At 68.6% G+C, this 18,890-nt stretch carries 15 protein-coding genes; 8 read left to right on the forward strand and 7 right to left on the reverse strand.

What is annotated here, in order from left to right; genetic code table 11:
• Positions 1–227: 227 nt before the first annotated feature.
• The 4 genes from Y958_RS27610 (at position 228) to Y958_RS27625 (ending at position 3,528) form a co-directional block, all read left to right on the forward strand.
• Entirely contained in the window at positions 228–689 is a 462-nt protein-coding gene (locus tag Y958_RS27610; RefSeq protein ID WP_004273910.1) for a hypothetical protein, read from the forward strand.
• 264 nt (positions 690–953) lie between these two features.
• Positions 954–1,196, forward strand: coding sequence for a hypothetical protein (locus Y958_RS27615; RefSeq protein WP_088875040.1), 243 nt, complete (start codon positions 954–956; stop codon positions 1,194–1,196).
• 8 nt (positions 1,197–1,204) lie between these two features.
• Positions 1,205–1,933, forward strand: a complete 729-nt coding sequence (locus tag Y958_RS27620; protein ID WP_211098740.1) for a response regulator transcription factor — start codon at positions 1,205–1,207, stop codon at positions 1,931–1,933.
• Positions 1,930–3,528 (forward strand): sensor histidine kinase, encoded by a 1,599-nt coding sequence (locus tag Y958_RS27625; RefSeq protein WP_211098741.1) that lies wholly within the window; start codon positions 1,930–1,932, stop codon positions 3,526–3,528. The genes Y958_RS27620 and Y958_RS27625 overlap by 4 nt, the downstream gene beginning before the upstream one ends.
• Before the next feature lie 30 nt (positions 3,529–3,558).
• Here the strand turns inward: Y958_RS27625 and Y958_RS27630 are convergent, their stop codons facing one another.
• The 3 genes from Y958_RS27630 to Y958_RS27640 are packed head-to-tail and all read right to left on the reverse strand — an operon-like array spanning position 3,559 to position 6,142.
• On the reverse strand, positions 3,559–4,779 hold the full coding sequence (locus Y958_RS27630; RefSeq protein WP_186291534.1) for a YbfB/YjiJ family MFS transporter: 1,221 nt from the start codon (positions 4,777–4,779) through the stop codon (positions 3,559–3,561).
• Between the two features lie 44 nt (positions 4,780–4,823).
• Positions 4,824–5,531 carry a glutathione binding-like protein gene (locus Y958_RS27635; RefSeq protein ID WP_088875042.1) on the reverse strand — a complete coding sequence of 236 codons (708 nt, stop codon included), beginning with the start codon at positions 5,529–5,531 and terminating at the stop codon, positions 4,824–4,826.
• Positions 5,532–5,539: 8 nt separating this feature from the next.
• Entirely contained in the window at positions 5,540–6,142 is a 603-nt protein-coding gene (locus Y958_RS27640) for a TetR/AcrR family transcriptional regulator (protein ID WP_088875043.1), read from the reverse strand.
• Positions 6,143–6,384: 242 nt separating this feature from the next.
• On the opposite strand from Y958_RS27640, the gene Y958_RS27645 reads away from it, so the two are divergent.
• Positions 6,385–8,337, forward strand: coding sequence for a patatin-like phospholipase family protein (locus Y958_RS27645; protein WP_186291535.1), 1,953 nt, complete (start codon positions 6,385–6,387; stop codon positions 8,335–8,337).
• Between the two features lie 6 nt (positions 8,338–8,343).
• Here the strand turns inward: Y958_RS27645 and Y958_RS27650 are convergent, their stop codons facing one another.
• Positions 8,344–9,555: a dipeptidase gene (locus Y958_RS27650; RefSeq protein WP_211098742.1), complete on the reverse strand. Its 1,212-nt coding sequence runs from the start codon at positions 9,553–9,555 to the stop codon at positions 8,344–8,346.
• A 206-nt stretch (positions 9,556–9,761) separates the two neighbouring features.
• Between Y958_RS27650 and Y958_RS27655 the strand changes: the two genes are divergently transcribed.
• The gene (locus Y958_RS27655) at positions 9,762–11,477 is read left to right on the forward strand and encodes a saccharopine dehydrogenase family protein (RefSeq protein WP_088875046.1); all 1,716 of its coding nucleotides are present in this window, start codon (positions 9,762–9,764) and stop codon (positions 11,475–11,477) included.
• On the opposite strand, the gene Y958_RS27660 is transcribed toward Y958_RS27655, so the two are convergent.
• On the reverse strand, positions 11,478–12,329 hold the full coding sequence (locus Y958_RS27660; RefSeq protein ID WP_088875287.1) for a LysR substrate-binding domain-containing protein: 852 nt from the start codon (positions 12,327–12,329) through the stop codon (positions 11,478–11,480).
• A gap of 204 nt (positions 12,330–12,533) precedes the next feature.
• On the opposite strand from Y958_RS27660, the gene Y958_RS27665 reads away from it, so the two are divergent.
• The gene (locus tag Y958_RS27665) at positions 12,534–13,553 is read left to right on the forward strand and encodes a bile acid:sodium symporter family protein (RefSeq protein WP_088875047.1); all 1,020 of its coding nucleotides are present in this window, start codon (positions 12,534–12,536) and stop codon (positions 13,551–13,553) included.
• A gap of 49 nt (positions 13,554–13,602) precedes the next feature.
• On the opposite strand, the gene Y958_RS27670 is transcribed toward Y958_RS27665, so the two are convergent.
• Both Y958_RS27670 and Y958_RS27675 read right to left on the reverse strand, forming a co-directional pair.
• Positions 13,603–14,985 (reverse strand): L-serine ammonia-lyase, encoded by a 1,383-nt coding sequence (locus Y958_RS27670; RefSeq protein ID WP_088875048.1) that lies wholly within the window; start codon positions 14,983–14,985, stop codon positions 13,603–13,605.
• Positions 14,986–15,303: 318 nt separating this feature from the next.
• The gene (locus Y958_RS27675) at positions 15,304–17,478 is read right to left on the reverse strand and encodes a TonB-dependent receptor (protein ID WP_244909633.1); all 2,175 of its coding nucleotides are present in this window, start codon (positions 17,476–17,478) and stop codon (positions 15,304–15,306) included.
• 439 nt (positions 17,479–17,917) lie between these two features.
• Between Y958_RS27675 and Y958_RS27680 the strand changes: the two genes are divergently transcribed.
• Positions 17,918–18,889: a phosphoribosylaminoimidazolesuccinocarboxamide synthase gene (locus Y958_RS27680; protein WP_088875049.1), complete on the forward strand. Its 972-nt coding sequence runs from the start codon at positions 17,918–17,920 to the stop codon at positions 18,887–18,889.
• Position 18,890: the final 1 nt, after the last annotated feature.

Below are 18,890 nucleotides of genomic sequence, written 5' to 3' on the forward strand. Positions count from 1 at the left end.
GCCGCTGCAGTATGCAATACTGTTTGCAAAACTGACAGCAAAAGCGTCGGACATCTCTGTTGCATAACGCATTATCTTCGCCTTTTCAGAGGGATGGAGCCGACGCGCCACCCTCAGTTAATTCCTTATTTACCGTACCGCGCGCGGCTATCCGCCGCATCTGGCCCGGTCCTTGCTTTAACCAGTCCCCAAAAGGGCTGCAAGCCCATCGGAACCGAGGACCTTTCATGACCCGCCTGTTGACAGCCCTGATCCTGGGCTGCTTGGCATGGGCCGCCGCCATCGCGCCGGCCCGCGCCGCCACCGCCAGGAACACCATCGGCCTGAAGGCCGCCGTCGTCACCGCCTGCACCGTGGATGTCACCGACCTGGGCGTCGCCCTGGATGTGGTGGGCGGGGAGACCAAGCGCCAGGTAGGCAGCGTGGTTGAAAACTGCAACGATGCCAAGGGCTACACCATCACGGTCAACTCCGCCAACAATGGCAAGCTGCAGTCGGGAAAGAACACGGTCACCTTCACCACCCTCTATGACGGCACCAGCGGCAACGGCAGCGGCAGCGTCTCGGTCACCCGGTCCAAGGCCACCTTCGCCAAGACGGCCGCCCTGGCCGTGACCATCGCCGGCAACGCCAAGACCATCGCCGGCCACTACACCGACACCCTGACGGTGACCATCAAGGCGAAGTAAGGCGGCGGGCCCTGACCGCCCGTCTGCACAAAATCTGCACAAAAGACGCTGAATATCTGCTGACCGGCGCCCGCAGGGCTGCACGGTCGCGTCGCATAACGGCGGCATGACATCCGCCGGAACCCCACCCCTGACTCCCACGCCTGTCCCCCTGCCGCCGTGCGTCCTGCGCGACGGATGGTGGCTGGCGGCGAACCCGCGCCCGGGTTCCTGGGGCCCGACGGCCGTCATCCTGCCCTTCAAGACCAGGAAGACCCCGGCCCCATGACCGACACCATCCCCGTCACGACCGCCGGTGCTGCGCCTGGCGGCGACGCCCCCGGCTTGCCTGTCGCCGGCTTGGCGACGCTGGCGAGCCATTTGTTTCATGACGCGCCGCTGGGCATTGCCCCGCCGGTCTTCCTGACCCGCCACGCCGATTGGCGCAGCTGGACCGTACGCGATCAGGGCTTGCGGGACTATCTGGCCGCCCATCCAGATGGTATCGATCAGACGAGCCAACCATGATGGGCATCATGCACCGCATCCTTGTCGTCGATGACGATCCCCACATCCGTGACGTCCTATGCTTCGCCCTGGAGAAGGCGGGCATGGCGGCGGAGTGGGCGGGCAACGGCGTGGACGCCCTGGACTTGGCCACCCGCAACCCGCCCAGCCTGGTGGTGCTGGACGTGGGCATGCCGGAGATGGACGGGCTGGAGGTCTGCCGCCGCCTGCGGCGCGCCTCCGACGTGCCCATCCTGTTCCTGTCCGCCCGGGATGAGGAGATCGACCGCGTGCTGGGGCTGGAGATGGGCGGCGACGATTACGTCACCAAGCCGTTCAGCCCGCGTGAACTGGTGGCCCGCGTCAATGTCATCCTGCGTCGCGCCCGGGGCGCGACCGTGGTGGCAACGCCGCAGGAGGACGCCCCGCCCCTGACGCCCTGCCCCATAGTCAGGGGCGCCCTGATGCTGGACAGCGCCGGCCACCGGGCCACTATGGCCGGCCGTGAGCTCGGCCTGACGGCCCGCGAATTCATGATCGTGAAGACCCTGGCCGGCCGGCCGGCGGTGGTGTTCAGCCGCAACCAGCTGATGGACGCGGCCTATCCCGACAACATCCACGTCTCCGACCGCACCATCGACAGCCATGTGCGCAACATCCGCGCCAAGTTCCAGGCGGCGGGCTGCGAGGACGCGGTGGAGACGGTGCACGGGGTGGGCTTCCGCCTGGGCCCCTGCACCACGGGCACGGCGCCGTGACACCCCTGCGCGTCCGCGCCAAATGGCGCCCATCGCTGGGCATGATCGTGGTGGCGGTGCTGCTGGCGGTCGCGGCATTGCCCCTGGCCGGCCTGTTCTTCTTCCGCCTTTATGAGAACCAGCTGGTCCGTCAGACGGAGGCGGAGCTGATCGCCCAGGCCAGCGTGCTGGCCGCCGCCTACGCCGACGCGGTGGAGCGGCTGGACCCACCGCCGGCCCTGTCGCCCACCCCCCTCACATCCCTGACACCAGAGGAGCGCTTCCACCCCATCGAGCCGGCGCTGGACCTGACCAGTGATGATGTGCTGGGCGCCCGGCCGGCGGCCGTGCCGGCCACCGCCGCCGTGGACCCGGCCCTGCAGGCCATCGGCGCCCAAATCTACGCCATCGCCTGGCGGGCGCAGGACCAGACGTTGGCCGGCGTGCGCGTGCTGGATTTCAACGGCACCATCCTGGCCGGGGCGGAGGAGGTAGGCCTGTCCCTGGCCGGCGTGCCGGAGGTGGCGGGCGCCCTGGCCGGCCAATACCACGCGGCCCTGCGCGTCCGCCGGTCGCAGCATGAACCGCCGCCGCTCTATTCCATCAGCCGGGGGACGGGGGTGCGGGTGTTCGTGGCCCTGCCCGTCATCGCCCATACCCAAGACGGCGACCGGGTGGCCGGCGTCATCTACGCCTCGCGCACACCCAACAACATCTTCCGCCACCTGTATGGAGAACGGCGCAAGGTGGCCCTGGCCGGCGGCTGCATTCTGGCCGTCATCCTGATCATCGCCTTCGTTTTTTCCCGCACCATCACCCGCCCCATCCACCAACTGGTGCGCCAGACGCGGGAACTGGGCACCCGCGGCCTGGATGAGGGGCCGGCCGACGCGCCACACTACGGCACCCGGGAAATCGCCCTGCTGTCGCAAAGCTTCCACGACATGGCGCAGCGCCTGTCCGACCGATCGCGCTACATCACCACCTTCGCCGCCCATGTCAGCCACGAGCTGAAGTCGCCCCTGACTGGCATCCAGGGAGCGGCGGAGCTGCTGCACGACGATTTGGAGGGGGAAGAGGCCATGGATGCCAGCCAGCGCCGGCGCTTCCTGGGCAACATCCTGGCCGACACCCGCCGCCTGACGGCCCTGGTGCAGCGGCTGCGCGACCTGGCCCAGGCGGACAACCCGGTGCGCGGTGGTCGCACCAGCCTGGCCGCCGTCTGGCCCGAGTTGGCGGCCCAGTTCCCCCGCCTGGCGCTGACCGTCAGCGGTGAGGACGCCGCCGTCGCCATGTCGGCGGAGAACGTGATGATCCTGTTCGGCCACCTGGCGGACAACGCCGGCCGCCACGGCGCTACCGCGCTGGACATCGCCGTGGCCTTCCGCGACTGGGCGGTGGTGGTCACCGTGGCCGACAACGGCCACGGCATCTCCCCCGCCAACCGCGACCGGGTGTTCGACGCCTTCTTCACCACCCGGCGGGACAGCGGCGGCACCGGCATGGGCCTGCACATCGTGCAGTCGCTGCTGCGCTCGCACGGTGGCGACATCCGCCTGGGCGATGCGCCGGAAAGTGGCGGGGCGGTGTTTGAGGTGACCCTGCCCCGGGCCTGACACCGGGCGCGTCCGCCAGACGCCCGCACGTTATTTCCGGCCGCCCAGCGCCGCCGCCGTATCGGCCACCAGCGCCACCACCAGGGCGATCGCGCCGCAGAGGAAGATCAGGGCGTAATCCTGGCCGCTGTGGTTGAACAGGTAGGAATAGCCGTAGCCGGCCAGCGCCTGGAACAGGGCGAAGGCGGTCGTGGCGCGGCTCCACGCCGCCTGCTGCTGCTTGTGACTGTGCGGCAGCAGTTCGCGGATTCGGCCCAGCACCAGGGGCACGATGCCGGCGGTGAAAATGCCCAGCACGACGGTGGCGGCGGCGATGGCGGCGGGATGGCCGCTGACCGCCAGCAGGGCCACCGCCCCCGCCTGCAGGACCAGGGACAGACGATAGGCCAGCCCCGCACCCAGGCGGTCGGCCATGGGGCCGCTGACCAGGGGGCCGGCGATCGCGGCGATACCATACAGCACCCAGTAGAACGCGCCGACGTCCGCCCCCCGGCCCAGGCCGCGCGCGACATAATCGACCAGCAGCACCATGACCGGCACCAGGCCCAGGGCGTTCAGGGCGTATTCGGCGTAGAGCACGCGCAGGATACCGCCGGTGCGCCCACCCTCCGCCTCACCCGCTGTCGCGATGGGGGCCGGCAGGTCCCTCGCCGGCCAGCCGAACCAGCTGAGCACCGTCAACAGCAGCGACAGGCCGCCCAGGCCCACCCAGGTCTGCACCAGGCCCAGGCGCAGCAACGCCGGCACCACGGTGCCCGACGCGGCGATGCCCAGCCCCAGGCCGACGAAGATGATGCCGCTGACCAAGCCGCGCCTGGCCGGCGGGATGTGCGGCAGGATGGATGTGGCCACCAGCACCATGATGGCACCGCCGGCCAGTCCGGACAGGAAGCGCCAGACGAAGAACCAGGCGAGCGACACGGGGAAGGCGCAGGCGAAGAACGCGACGGTGACCGCCAGCATCATCAGGCGCAGGACCCAGCGGCTGGTCAGGCCCGCAGCCAGGGGCCGGCCCAGCAGCGCGCCCGCCAGGTAGCCGGCAAAGTTGGCCGCCCCCAGGGTAACCACGTCGCCGGCCGCGAACCAGTGGGCGGCGATCAGCGGCGGGATCAGGGGCGTGTAGGCGAAGCGCGCCAGGCCGACGGCGACCAGGCTGCCGCTGAGCCCGGCGATGGCGGCCATCCAGGACGCGGCGGACAAGCCGGGGGCGTTCCGGGGGACGGCGCCGTCCCCGGTGGTGAAGGTGGACATGGAATGAACCGCCTATGCTGCGGCCGGCCGCGGACGGCCCGGCGCTATTTGATGGTGGGTGTGTTGGTCGAGGTCTGGCCGAACAGGATCTTCTTCCCCTCCTCCGTCACCGTGGGACGGGTGCGCAGGGGCTCCCCCTTGGCATAGGCGCGGACGGTGGCGGGACGGGCGGCCACGGCCTCGAACCAGCGCTTCAGGTCGGGGAAGTCGTCCAGGTTCTGCTGCTGGCGCTGCCACGGCACGATCCAGGGGTAGATCGCCATGTCGGCGATGGAATAGTCGTCACCGGCCACGAAAGGGCGGCCCGCCAGGCGGCGGTTCAGCACGCCGTACAGGCGGTTGGTCTCATTGACATAGCGGGTCATGGCATAGGGGATGCGTTCCGGCGCGTACTGCACAAAGTGATGGTTCTGCCCGGCCATAGGCCCCAGGCCGCCCATCTGCCAGAACAGCCATTCCATCACCGTCTTGCGGCCGCGCACGTCGGCAGGGATGAAGCGGCCGGTCTTTTCCGCCAGGTACAGCAGGATGGCGCCGCTTTCGAACACGGTAATGGCATCGCCCCCGTCAGCCGGCGCGGTATCGATGATGGCCGGCATGCGGTTGTTGGGGGAGAACGCCAGGAAGTCCGGCTTGAACTGGTCGCCGGCGCTGATGTCCACCGGGTGGATGGTGTAGTCCAGCCCCGCCTCTTCCAGGAACAGGGTGATCTTGTGGCCATTGGGGGTGGGCCAGTAGTACAGCTCGATCATCGAATACCTCACGGGATGGGCGGGGGCTCGCAGGGGTCCAGCAGGGCCAGGGCCGGGCGGGCCATGCTCTCAAGCTGGTCACGGTCGGCATGCAGGCGCGCCATGACGCGCATGGCCACCACCACGCTCAGGAACAGCTGGGACAAGTCTTCCGCCGGCTGGGCGGGGGATATGGTGCCGTCGGCCTGGCCCGCACGCAGGTGGCGCAGGAAAAAGGCGCGGATTTCACCCAGGCCGCCGGCCACCTCCTCGCGGATGTCCGGGTCCTGGGCCGTCACGTCCAGCGCGGCGTTGATCAGCATGCAGCCCCGCCGCTGCGGATCACCCAAGGAGCGTTCGACGACATCGGCCAGGTAGCCGGACACCGCCTGGCGTGGCGGCAACCGGTCCAGCCGGGCGATGCGCTGGCTCAGCGTCCCGCTCAGATACTGGTCCAGCGCCTTCATGAACAGGCCGCGCTTGTCGCCGAAGGCGTTGTAGAAGCTGGCCGTGGTCAGCCCCATGCGCGCTGCCAGATCCCGGGTGCTGGCGGCGCCATAGCCCTGGGACCAGAACCCATCGACGGCGGCCTGCAGCGCCACCCCCTCATCAAACTCGCGCGGCCGCGCCATGGCGGTCCCTCCTCAAATCCGGAAAGAACCGCCGTACGCCCATGCGGGGCGGTTCTGTATCGCTCGCTCCAGTTAAATTAGAGCACCCGATACAGAACACAAGCCCCATCGCGCGAAAATCAGTGTGCCGTGAGATGAAAGACGGCAAGGCAGCGCGCCCCGGCCCGCTCAGCAAAACTCGCGCAATAGATGCGTTTGAAAACAAATTTATATTAATAGTTGATATTCTAGTCGAAAATTCTATGATCGAATCCCGACGGCTTCGCCACTCCCAGACAATCGAGGAAGGCGCGATTATGGCTCAAGGCTCACCCCCGTCCGCTCTTTCGGAAGATGAAAAAGCCAAGTTCTTGGCCTGGCCCCCACCGGTCACGGACCGGACCTTCGAACTGGGTCTGGTGTTGGGTGGCACGGTATCCGCTGGCGCTTACACCGCCGGCGCCCTGGATTTCCTGATCCAGGCGCTGGATCACTGGCATGGGCAGAACCCACCGCACAAGGTGCTGCTGCGCCTCGCGGCGGGCACCTCCGGCGGTGCCGTCTGCGCCGCCGTCCTGGGGGTGTCGCTCAACAAATCCATTACGCCTGTTCGCCAAAGCCAGGCCGAATTGAACGTCGAAGGCAACGATGCCCGCAATGCGCTGAAAGACGCATTGAAGGACAATCCGTTCTGGCAGCTATGGGTCGAAAGTCTGGATCTGAATCCCATGCTGGATACGGACGATCTAGACCAGGATCAGCCCGCAAGGGCGCTGCTGAACGACACCCCCATCAAGCACGCGATGACAGCGGTCCTGCAGCGCACGATCACCCCTGGCACTCTATCCCGGCCTTGGGTCGCCAACCCCTTCCGGGTGGCAACGACGGTCTGCAATCTGCGGGGCGTGCCCTACACAGTGGCCGGCGCGCCCATCATCGGCCCCTACAGCGGCAACGCCTTCGTCGAACATGACGATTATGCCTGGTTCGCCTTGAGCGATCCCAACCGCCCCGCGCCCCAAGACTTGCGCCCCAACGAATTCCACCTTCCCCGGCCCCCCGCCGAGCAGAATGGCAGTTCCTACGACATCCTGGGCCGGTTCGCCCGCGCCTCCGGCGCCATGCCGGTGGGGCTGCCGTCACAGGAACTGAGCAGGCCGGCCATCCATTATCTCTACCGGCCCTATACCCGCGTTAATGACTACGGCGTACCCGGCATCGGTTGGCCTAAACCGGACTGGTCGGAACTGCCCGAAGTGCTGGCCGGCGGTGATTACACATTCACCGGCGTCGACGGCGGGACCATGAACAACGACCCCGTCAAGATCGCCCATGACGCACTGGCGGGTGTCGGGCAACACAACCCCCGGCCCCCCGGCCAAGCCAACCGCGCGCTGCTGCTGATCGATCCCCTGGTCGACAAACCCACCCATATCGAGGCAGTCGACGGCAGCTTGGTGGCCACGGTCAAAGCGGTGATCAATACCTTCGTCCATGGCAGCCGCTATCTGACGGCAGACCTGGATCTGTTCCAGGATCGGGACGTGTTCAGCCGCTTCCAGCTTGTCCCCAACCGCCTCGCCGAAAACGGACTGCCCATTCCCGGCGACAAAGCGCCCCTGGACAAGGACAAGAACGCTCCCGTCGGCGAGGCCGCCTTAGCGGGAACCGACCTGTTCGCCATGGCGGGTTGGTACGCGCGACCCTTGCGCGTGCACGATTACCTGCTGGGCCGCTTCAACATGGCGACCTACCTCCGCACCGAAATGATCTTGCGGGCGAGCAATCCGGTGTTCGACGGTTGGTTTCCCGACCGACTGGATCTGCTCAAGGATTACGGGCTCACCGAACGCGGCACCCCCTTTCCCGGGGAGGTGCAAGCGGGCACCGACCGCGCGGTCTTCTTCCTGCCCATCATTCCCGTTCCGGAAGGGAGCTTTGGGGTTCAGCCGCCCGAATGGCCGACCGACGCGCTGGACACCGAAGATTTGGAGGCCTTGAGCGACCGCATCGATCAACGCGTGGAAGTGCTGCTGAAGAAGGTGCGGGCAGACAGTCTGCCGGGCTTCGGTCCCTGGCTGTTGTCGCTGGTGGCCAGCGGCGGCATCGCCTCAGCCCTCACCGACCGCATTATGGACGACCTGAAGAAGACACTGGCAGACCGCGGACTGATGTCCACGCCGCCGGAAAATCCACCGGATGTCCCCGGCCCCTGACCCGCCTCACGCCCCCCACACGTCGCGCGCGAAGCGCAGGACGTTGCCGCCCAGGATTTTATCGATGCGGGCTGCCTTGTGGCCGCGCTTGGACAACAGGTCGGCCAGGTGGGCGAACTGGCCCGGGCCGCGCAGGTCGACCACGAAGGGGTAGGTGTCCTCGGACTCGCCGGTGGCGCTGATGCCGGCGGCACGGCGCCGCTGGATCTCCTCGCGTAACACGGCGCGGTAGCGGTCCAGGTCGTCGATGCCGGTGACGTCGCCGTCGGTGCCGATGGCCACGTGGTCCTCGCCGCAGACGTCCAAGGCGTGCTCGATATGGCGCACCACGTCCTCGGCCTTGGCGTGGCCGTCCGGCGTCAGGAAGGGCATGAAATAGATGCCGACCACGCCGCCGCCCTGGGCCACGCCGCGCAGCTCCGCATCCGTCTTGTTGCGCGGCAGGTCGCACACGGCACGGCAGCCGGTGTGGCTGATGGTGATGGGGCCCTTGGCCACGGCCAGGGCGTCCAGGCAGGTCTTCTCGCCACTATGCGACAGATCGACCATGACCCGGGCGGCCTGCAGCCGCTCCACCGCCTGTCGGCCAAAGTCGGTCAGCCCGGTGTTGGGCGCCATGGAACCGGCGCCCAGCGGGTTGGCGGGGTTGTAGGTCAGCTGGATGATGCGCACGCCGAGATCGGCGAACAGCTCCACCCGGTCCAGATCGCCACCCAGCTGCACCGCGTTCTGGAAGCCGTAGATGACGCCCAGCTGGCCCTGGGCCTGCGCCGCGACGATGTCGGCGGCGGTGTGGACCTTGCACAGCGCGCCGGGATGCTGGCGGATAAGCCGGTCCCAACGGCCAATGTCACGCACCGTGAACTCGAACGGGTCCATGGGGCCGGAGACATACCCTAGGGTCAGGTTCACGGCCGTCAGGCCGGACTGGCGCACATCGGCCAAGGCGCGGGCGTCCACCTTGGCCTGCGGCGTGTCCGGCAGCCGGGCCGCCGCCGACTGCGGATCCAGCGCGGCATCCACCTCGATGTTGGGGTTGGAGAAACCGCCCAGAAAATTGATGACAGGCGCACGCAAGGAGGTCTCCGCGACAGGCTTGCCGGCAGGGGGGCCAGCGGAGGCGTCGGGGGCGCGACTGCGCGCCAGTACCGGGCCGGCGGCCAACCCGCCGCCCAAGCTCGCCATTGCACCCGCCAGCACGGCGCGGCGATCCATCATTGTCATCCGGTCCCCATTTCCCGTCAGGCGCCCGCCCTGCCGCCGGGTCGCCACCCTCACGATTGCGCAAAGCCTGGGAAAAAGGAAGGACGACGTGGCCCCTTCCACAGCACGCCATCCCGCCGCCCGGCCACCGTTTGTCATCCGCGCCAGACTGTGCCTTGATGACGGGCGCCGCCTGCGGCCACTGGAGGGGAAGTGCACGGATGTCCAAACCGGGCTTGCGGGTCCTGATCATCGGCGGCTACGGCACCTTCGGCGGCCGAATCGCCACCCTGCTGGCGGATGAGCCGGGCCTGACCCTGGTCATTGCCGGCCGGTCGGCGGGCAAGGCCGCCACCTTTTGCGCGGCCCTGGCGCGGGCACGCGGCGCCACCCGGCTGTCGGCCCTGGCCTTCGACCGCGACGGTGACCTGACGCCCCAACTGTCGGCCGCCGCGCCCGACCTGGTGATCGATGCCACCGGCCCCTTCCAGGTCTATGGCGACGCGCCCTACCGCGTGGTGCAGGCCTGCCTGGACCTGGGCCTGCCCTATCTGGACCTGGCGGACGGCGCCGACTTCGTCATGGGCATCCAGGCCTTTGACGGGGCCGCCCGCGCGCGCGGCGTTCCCGTGCTGTCGGGGGTCAGCAGCTTCCCCGTGCTGACGGCGGCGGCCGTGCGCCACCTGACGCCGGGCTGGACAGCGGTAACGGGCATCACGGCGGGCGTCGCCCCCTCCCCCTACGCCGTGGTGGGCGCCAACGTGCTGCGCGCCATCGCCAGCTATGCCGGCCGGCCCGTGCCCCTGATGCGCGACGGCGCCTGGACCCAGGGCCAGGCCATGACGGAGGTGCGGCGCCGCACCATCGCCCCGCCGGGCGTCCTGCCCCTGCGCAACACCCGCTTCGCCCTGGTGGAGGTGCCAGACCTGCGGGTGCTGCCGCCCCTGTGGCCGGAGATGCGCGACATCTGGGTGGGGGCGGGCACGCGGCCGGAAAGCGTGCACCGGGTCATGACCACGCTGGCCTGGCTGGTGCGCCTGAAGGTGCTGCCCAGCCTGCTGCCCCTAGCGCCCTTGTTCCACTGGGGCGCCGGCATCCTCCGCTGGGGGGAACATCGCGGCGGCATGGTCGTCGAGGTCACGGGACGCGACGCTGAGGGCCGTCCGGCCACCCGGTCCTGGCACATGGTGGCGGAGGGGGATGACGGCCCCTACATCCCCGCCATGCCGGCCGCCGCCCTGGTGCGCCGCTGGCTGGCGGGATTGCCCCCGCCCGCCGGCGCCCGCGCCGCCGTCACCGACCTGGAATTGGCGGACTATCAACCCCTGTTCGCCCCCCGCGACATCCACACCGGCGTGCGCGATACGCCCGGGCCGGAGACGCCCCTGTTCGCCCAGGTGATGGGCACTGAGGCCTGGGACCGGCAGCCCGCCGCCTGGCGCGCCCTTCATACCCTGCCCACCGATGGGCCCGGTATATGGCGCGGCTGTGCCGCCGTCACCCGGGGGCGGAGCCCGCTGGCCCGCCTGGCCGCCCTGGTGGTGGGCTTCCCGCCCAGCGGCACCGACGTGCCCGTCACCGTTACCCTCAGCCGCACCGCAGAGGACGGCGAGCTGTGGGTACGCGACTTCGCCGGCCGTCGCTTCGCCAGCCGGCAAAGCCTGGGCCGGGGCCGCAACGAGCATCTGGTGGTGGAGAGCTTCGGCCCCGCCGCCTTCGCCATGGCCCTGGTAGCCAACGCCGATGGCGTGACCCTGGTCTTGCGCCGCTGGACCCTGTTCGGCCTGCCCCTGCCCCTGTGGCTGGCACCGCGCAGCGACGCCACCGAGACGGTGGCGTCCACGCCGGGCGGCGACCGCTTCCACTTCAACGTCCGCCTCAGCCATCCGCTGGCGGGACTGATCGTGCATTACCGGGGGTGGCTGGGGCCCGGCTGATCACGCCGCCCCCTGCAACCTCACCGCACTATCGGTGATGGCCTGGGCCAGGGCCGCCGCCGGGCCGCGCCCCGTGGCGCCGGGGCCGGCCAGGACGAATTCGACATCCACCAGGGGCGGCAGATGCGGCACCTCCGCCATGCCGCTGGGCAGCATGGCGCGCGGCTGGACGGTGACGCCCAAGCCGGCCAAGGCCGCGGCGCGCAAACCGCTGAGGCTGCCGCTGACACAGGCGATGCGCCAGGGGCGACCGTGGCGTTCCAAGGCTTCCAGGGCGACGGAGCGGCTGATGCTGGGCGGGGTATACAACACCAGCGGCACGGGCTTCGCGGGGTCCAGCACCTCCCCCTCCCGCCCCGCCCAAACGAAGCGGTCGCGCCACAGCGGGCGGCCCAGCGTGTCGCCCGGGCGGCGCTTGGCCAGCACCAGGTCCAGCTCGCCCGCGTCCAGCTTCTGATAGAGGAAGCCGCTGAGGCCCACGGTCAGCTCCAGGTCCACCGCCGGGTGGCGGCGCACGAAGGCGGCCAGCACGTCGGACAGGTGGGAAATGACGAAGTCCTCCCCTGCACCCAGCCGCACCCGGCCGCGCAGGTCGGCGCCGGCGAAGTGCTGGCGCGCCCGTTCCTCCAGCTCCAGCATGCCGCGAGCGAATTCCACCAGCGCCTCGCCATCCGCCGTCAGGCGCACGGTGTGGGTGTCGCGCACGAACAGGCGGCGGCTCACCGCCTCCTCCAGCCGGCCGATCTGCTGGCTGACGGTGGACTGGCGCAGGCCCAGCCGGCGGCCGGCCTCGGTAAACCCTTGGGCGCGCGCCACTTCCATGAAGGTGCGCAACAACGTGGTGTCCAGCATGCCCATCCCCGGCGACGATACGATCATTCATGAATATGATCACAATAACAATTGTAAGCAGTCTTCAAGATGGACCGTCCAGCACTTTATGATGGTGCGTCATCTTGTTCCGCCCTTGCCCCGGAACCGCCGCCCGTACAAGGTTGTCAGCCCATGTCCGTCCCCGCCGCACCAGCCCCCGCCGCAACCGCCCCTGGCCCATCCATGCCCTCCTCCCGGAAGCCCTCTACGGCTCTGCTGTGGCTGGCGCGCCTGAAGCCCGACACCTTCACCCTGCTGCTGGTGGGCACGGTGGTGCTGGCCTCGTTCCTGCCGGCCAAGGGCGCCATGATCGGCGTGGCCAACGGGGCCACGGACGTGGCCGTCTTCCTGCTGTTCTTCCTCTACGGCGCCCGGCTGTCGCGCGAGGCGGTGATCGGCGGGCTGACGCAGTGGCGGCTGCATCTGCTGGTGACGCTGTGCACCTTCGCCCTGTTCCCCCTGGTGGGGCTGGCGCTGAAGCCGCTGGTGAACCTGGATATTCTGACGCCCGACCTGTATCTGGGCGTGCTGTTTCTCTGCACCCTGCCGTCCACGGTGCAGTCGTCCATCGCCTTCACCTCCATCGCCGGCGGCAACGTGGCGGCGGCCATCTGCAGCGCCTCGGCCAGCAACCTGCTGGGCATGGTGATCACGCCGGTGCTGGTGGGCCTGCTGCTCAGCAAGGCGGGCGCCGGCTTCTCGGCCGACGCCCTGACCTCGGTCTTCGTGCAGCTGTTGCTGCCCTTCGTGTTGGGCCAACTGCTGCGGTCCCGCATCGGGGGCTGGGTGGCGCGCAATAGGAAGGTGCTGGGCCCCGTCGACCGGGCCAGCATCCTGCTGGTGGTCTACGGCGCCTTCAGCCACGCGGTGAACGAGGGCATCTGGCGCCAACTGGACGTGGCCAGCCTGGTGAAGGTGGTGCTGGTCGACGGCGGCCTGCTGGCCCTGATCCTGGTGCTGACCACTGTCATCAGCCGCCGCTTCCACCTGTCGCGGGCCGATGAGATTGCCGTGGTGTTCTGCGGGTCCAAGAAAAGCCTGGTCAGCGGCATCCCCATGGCCAACGTGCTGTTCGCCGGCCATGCCATCGGGATGATCGTCCTGCCCCTGATGCTGTTCCACCAGATCCAGCTGATGGTCTGCGCCGTGCTGGCCCGGCGCTATGCGGGCAGCCATCCGCCGGGGTATGTGGTGGCGGAATAACCAAGCCTTCCCGAGAGATGCCCCGCCGGCGCCTGAGGTAAAGGAACACCTAACACTCCGGCAGGTTAACCGCCAGGCCGCCCAGGGACGTTTCCTTGTACAAATCCTTCATGTCGGCGCCGGTGCGCCGCATGGTCTCGATCACCCGGTCCAGGCTGACCTTGTGGGTGCCGTCGCCCATCAGGGCCAGGCGGGCGGCGTCGATGGCCTTGATGGCGCCCATGGCGTTGCGCTCGATGCAGGGGATCTGCACCAGGCCCTTGATAGGGTCACAGGTCAGGCCCAGGTTGTGCTCCATGCCGATCTCGGCCGCGTTCTCGATCTGGGCGTTGGTGCCGCCCATGGCGGCGGTCAGGCCGGCGGCAGCCATGGAACAGGCCACCCCCACCTCGCCCTGGCAGCCCACCTCGGCCGCGGAGATGCTGGCGTTGCGCTTGTACAGGCCGCCGATGGCGGCAGCCGTCAGCAGGAAGATGTGCAGGCGGCGGCGGTCCGGATCGTGGAAGCGCTCGTAATAGCGCAGGACGGCCGGGATGATGCCGGCCGCCCCGTTGGTGGGGGAGGTCACGACCTTGCCGCCGGCCGCGTTCTCCTCATTCACCGCCAGGGCCCACAGGTTCACCCAGTCCATGACCGACAGCGGGTCGCGCAGCATGCGTTCCTGGCGCTGCAGCAGCTGGGCGTGGATCTTGGCGGCGCGGCGCGGCACGTCCAGCCCGCCGGGTAGGATGCCGGTCTCGCGCATGCCGCGGTCGATGCAGGCGTCCATGGTGGCCAGGATGCGGTCCAGGCCCTGGTCGATCTCCGCATCCGTGCGGCCGGCGCGCTCATTCTCGCGCATCAGCTCGGCGATGGTCAGGCCACCCTTGGCCGCCATATCCAGCAACTGGTCGGCGTTGGCGAAATCATAGGGCACGGTCGGGCCCGGGTTGGCGGGGGCGTTGGCCCGTGCCTCGTCCTCATCCAGCACGAAGCCACCGCCGACGGAGTAGTAGGTGCCGCGCGTCAGCTCCGCGCCCGCCACGTCGAAGGCCACGAAGGTGATGGCGTTGGGGTGGAAGGGCAGCTGGCTGCCCCCTTCCCAGCGGATGTCGCGGTCGGCGTCGAAGTCGATCTCATGGCCATCCCCGCCATTCAGCGGCAGGCGCCGGCTGGCCAGCACGCGGGCGACCAAGGCGGCGCAGGCGTCGGGATCGGCGTCGGCGGGCATCTGGCCGGTCAGGCCGATGATGGCGGCGGTGTCGGTGGCGTGGCCCCGGCCCGTCAGCGCCAGGGAGCCGTAGAGCTGCACCTCCACCCGCGCCACGGCGGCCAGGCGCCCACCCTGGGCCACGCGCCGGACAAAGCGGCAGGCGGCCGTCATGGGCCCCATGGTGTGGGAGCTGGAGGGACCGACGCCCACCTTGAACAGTTCGAAGACGCTGATGCTCATGCCCGTAACCCTATTCCCGCGCGGGCCCGTCCCGCCGTGGCAGCGCACCGTTCGGACGGCGAACCTCACGGGCGGCCAACCGCCAGGCGCCTTGATACAAGGTTCGCGGGATGCCCGCCACAGGCATCGCCACATCATATAATTTGATATATTTTAAAATGAAGCGGGCCCGGGAAGGCTGTCCTTCCCGGGCCCGCCGTCAGGGGGCAAGGCTGTCGTGTTCCGCCCAACCAAGGCGCGTCCCGAGGTGTCGAGGGGCCTCGGGCTTCCGTCCCGTGAGGCCGACCCCGGGCGGGGACGCCCAGGTCGGTCACAGGGTCAGAACGTCTTGGTCACGCCGAAGTAGAAGCCGCGGCGCGGGCCATATTGCGGGGCGCCCACGCCGACCCCCGTTCCGTCACGGATCTCATACTTCTCATCGAAGACATTGATGACGTCGAAGCGCACGTCCATCAGGCCCACGGTCGGCAGGTCCAGGGTCTGGACGGCGCCGAAGTTGACCTGGACATAGCCCGGCAGGGCGGCGCCATTGGGCGTGGCGCCGTCGGCCCGCAATCCCGAACCGTAGATCAGGTCGGTGGTCAGCAGCGTCCTGTCGATGCGGTAGCTGGCGCCGGCCGACGCGGTGAAGCGCTGGTCATGGTCCACCGGGATGAAGTGGTTGGAAATGTAGTCCAGGTCATCCTGGCTGAAGCTGAACTGGCTGGAGACGATCTTCTTGCCCTCGGCCTTCGACACCGCGAAGTTGGCGTAGGACTGGAAGTTGTCGACCGCATAGGTCAGCGACAGCTCCACACCCTTCTGCGTGCCTTCGTCATAGTTGAAAGGCGTCAGGATGATGGGGGCGCCGAACTGGCCCTCGTCCAGCATGTTCTTGGACTTCTTGTAATAGCCGTCCAGGCCCACGGTCAGGGCGTCGGTCAGCTTCTGTTCGATGCCGACGTCGAAATAGTTGGCGCGTTCGGCCTTGGGCGCGTCGTTGATGCTGCTGGCGGCGGCGGCGCTGGTGCCGGCGTATTTGGTGACGGCCGTGTTGGACACCAGCTCGAACGGCGGCGGGGTGAAGTAGCGGGAATAGCCGGCGTGCACCGTCGTGCCCGGCGTCGCCTGCCACACCAGGTTCACGCGCGGGCTGAACTGGCTTTCGCTGTCGAACTGCTGGAAGCTGTCGAAGCGGCCGCCGACGTTCAAGGTCCAGTCCGGCGCGAACTTCCATTCGTCCTGGATGTAGACGCTTTCGCTGTAGCCGGTCTTGCCGAAGGTGTCGTGCACGCTAGTGGGGGTGCTGCCGATCTGGTTGCCGTCGTCATCCACCGGGAACACCTGGGAATTGGTGATGCCGGACGAACGCTCGACCTGCAGCAGCAAGCCGGCCCGCAAGGTGTGGTGGTCGTTGACCACCCAGCTGCCGTCTGTCTGCCAGCCGCCGGCGATGGAGCGGCGGTAGGCTTCCTGCGAGATGCCGTTGTACAGCAGGTCCGGGACGGGGTCGGGCTTGAACCACAGGCTGGAATAACGGCCATAGACCGAGGACTGGATGGTCACCGCGTCCAGCGCCTTCAGGTAAGTCGCGGCGGCGTAGTGGGTGATCTCGCGCTGGTTCTCGTCGATCTTGTCGCTGGGGTAATCGGTCTGGCCGTTGAAGTTGTAGCCCAGGCTGGGCGACTGGCCGGAGCGGGTGGGGATCTGGAACTGCCCGCGCTCCGTCCCCGCCATCAGGCTGACCTGGGTGTCGGGATCCAGGATGTCCTGCAGGAAGACGAAGCCGCGGCCGTTTTCGGTGCGGTCGTGGTTGGGTTTGCCGCTGCCGTCGGGGCTCTCGATGCCCACGCCGCTGGTCTTGAAATCACCCGAGGCGAAGTAGTTCAGGTTGCCGGAGGAACCGGAAATGTCGAAGCTGGTCTGCAGCGTATTGTAGCTGCCGCCATAGACGCTGATGTCGCCACCGTTGTCGAAGGCGCCGGACTTGGTCTGGATGTCGATGATACCGGCGGTGCGCAGGCCGTATTGCGCCGGCAGGGCACCGGTCACCAGGCTGACGCTGTGGGCGAAGCGGGGGCTGAGCGTCTGGCCGAAGCCGCTGATGCCTTCCGGCAGGATGACGCCGTTGATGCGGTATTGGACGTTGGCGTGCTCACCCCGGATGTGCAGCTGGCCGAAGCTGTCCTGCGCCACGCCCGGCGCCTGCAACATGACCTGGTTCAGGCCGTTGTTCACACCGCCGGGCTGCGCCTCGAGCGCGCTTTCGTCCAGCTTGTAGGTGGAGGCGCCCAGGTCGGGCTGGATGCTGTTGCGCGCGTCCAGCAGGCGCTTGGCGGTGATGACGATCTCGGGCACCGGGCCGCTGGCGGAACTGTTGCCCAGCTGGCCGCTGGCGCCGGCCGGCTCCGCCGCCGCGTCACCCGCGGGATTATCCGCGGCCAGGGCCACCGTGCTGACCGAACCCAACAGAATGGCGCCCATCACCCCGGCGCGCCCCACCTTGAAAGCCATACCTTCCCACCTTTCGTGAAGGCCGCCCCAGCGCGGGCGGCCCCTGTTCCCTTCATGCCGCCCCCTTGGGCCCAGGCCAACCGCCCCCGTTGCCGCACCCAGGAATGGGCGCGGCCGGCGAGAGCGGCTGGGTGGGCTGGAGACAGGACCCGAACTGCCAAGTTTCGTTATGTTATAGTATAACGTGACTTGGTTCTAACCCGCCTACCGGGGTGCGTCAACGGGAAAGCGCAGGTGCAGCAAAAGACAGAAGGTCGCAGGGGGACGGCCGCTGGCGGCCCGCGCAAGGCCGTGCCCGAGATGACCCTGCGGCGGGATGCGCCCCCGCCGTCGGCGCAGTGGTCAAACGGACGCGGCCGCACTAGGATCGCGCGCGATTCCAACCCCGCGCCCCGGCATCCAGGCCGAGAGGGGCGCGCCGCAACCCGTCAGGTGCCCGGTGGACCTCACCCCTTCCGATCTCGCCCCCGCCAACGTCCTCGATGACGCGACCATCCCGGAACTGCCCAAGCACTACCGGGGAAAGGTGCGCGACAACTATGACCTGGCGGACGGCCGGCGCATCATCATCGCGTCCGATCGCCTCAGCGCCTTCGACCGCATCCTGACGGCGGTGCCACACAAGGGGGCCGTGCTGACCCAGACGGCGCGCTATTGGTTCGAGGCCACGCGCGACCTGTGCCCCAATCACGTCATCGACTATCCCGATCCCAACGTGGTGGTGGCCAAGCGCCTGGACATCCTGCCGGTCGAGGTGGTGGTGCGCGACTATCTGGCCGGCACCACCAGCACCTCCATCCTGTCCATGTACAAGAAGGGGGAACGCACGATGTACGGCGTGACCCTGCCGGACGGCCTGCGCCCCAACCAGAAGCTGCCCCAGACCATCATCACCCCCACCAGCAAGGCCTTCGACGGCGGCCATGACGAACCGCTGACCCCGGCGGAGATCGTGGAGCGCAAGCTGCTGACCGCGGCCCAGTGGGAAGAGCTGTCGGCCAAGGCGCTGGCCCTGTTCGCCCGCGGCCGGGAACTGGCGGCCCAGCGCGGCCTGATCCTGGTGGACACGAAGTACGAGTTCGGCCTGGACCAGGACGGCAACATCATCCTGGCCGACGAGATCCACACGCCGGACAGCAGCCGCTACTGGTTCGCCGAAACCTACCCCGCCAAGTTCGAGGCGGGGGAGCGGCCGGAGAGTTTCGACAAGGACTTCGTGCGCAGCTGGGTGGTGGCGCGGTGCGACCCCTACACCGACGACGTGCCGGAGATCCCGGGCGACGTGGTGCTGCAGGCGGCGGCCATCTACATCCAGGCCTATGAGATGATCACGGGTGAGACCTATGTACCCGCCCGCGACCCGGACGGGGTGCTGGCCCGCATCCGCCGCAACCTTTCCCGATACTTCTAAG

The sequence above is a fragment of the Nitrospirillum viridazoti CBAmc genome (assembly GCF_000730165.1).
In the GTDB taxonomy this organism is placed as follows: domain Bacteria; phylum Pseudomonadota; class Alphaproteobacteria; order Azospirillales; family Azospirillaceae; genus Nitrospirillum; species Nitrospirillum viridazoti.

What these genes read in the sequence shown, in the direction of transcription:
- Y958_RS27610 (WP_004273910.1), top strand. Translation starts at nt 228, where the DNA reads ATGACCCGCCTGTTGACAGCCCTGATCCTGGGCTGCTTGGCATGGGCC.
- Y958_RS27615 (WP_088875040.1), top strand. Translation starts at nt 954, where the DNA reads ATGACCGACACCATCCCCGTCACGACCGCCGGTGCTGCGCCTGGCGGC.
- Y958_RS27620 (WP_211098740.1), top strand. Translation starts at nt 1,205, where the DNA reads ATGCACCGCATCCTTGTCGTCGATGACGATCCCCACATCCGTGACGTC.
- Y958_RS27630 (WP_186291534.1), bottom strand. Translation starts at nt 4,779, where the DNA reads ATGTCCACCTTCACCACCGGGGACGGCGCCGTCCCCCGGAACGCCCCC.
- Y958_RS27635 (WP_088875042.1), bottom strand. Translation starts at nt 5,531, where the DNA reads ATGATCGAGCTGTACTACTGGCCCACCCCCAATGGCCACAAGATCACC.
- Y958_RS27640 (WP_088875043.1), bottom strand. Translation starts at nt 6,142, where the DNA reads ATGGCGCGGCCGCGCGAGTTTGATGAGGGGGTGGCGCTGCAGGCCGCC.
- Y958_RS27645 (WP_186291535.1), top strand. Translation starts at nt 6,385, where the DNA reads ATGATCGAATCCCGACGGCTTCGCCACTCCCAGACAATCGAGGAAGGC.
- Y958_RS27650 (WP_211098742.1), bottom strand. Translation starts at nt 9,555, where the DNA reads ATGATGGATCGCCGCGCCGTGCTGGCGGGTGCAATGGCGAGCTTGGGC.
- Y958_RS27655 (WP_088875046.1), top strand. Translation starts at nt 9,762, where the DNA reads ATGTCCAAACCGGGCTTGCGGGTCCTGATCATCGGCGGCTACGGCACC.
- Y958_RS27660 (WP_088875287.1), bottom strand. Translation starts at nt 12,329, where the DNA reads ATGCTGGACACCACGTTGTTGCGCACCTTCATGGAAGTGGCGCGCGCC.
- Y958_RS27665 (WP_088875047.1), top strand. Translation starts at nt 12,534, where the DNA reads ATGCCCTCCTCCCGGAAGCCCTCTACGGCTCTGCTGTGGCTGGCGCGC.
- Y958_RS27670 (WP_088875048.1), bottom strand. Translation starts at nt 14,985, where the DNA reads ATGAGCATCAGCGTCTTCGAACTGTTCAAGGTGGGCGTCGGTCCCTCC.
- Y958_RS27675 (WP_244909633.1), bottom strand. Translation starts at nt 17,478, where the DNA reads ATGGCTTTCAAGGTGGGGCGCGCCGGGGTGATGGGCGCCATTCTGTTG.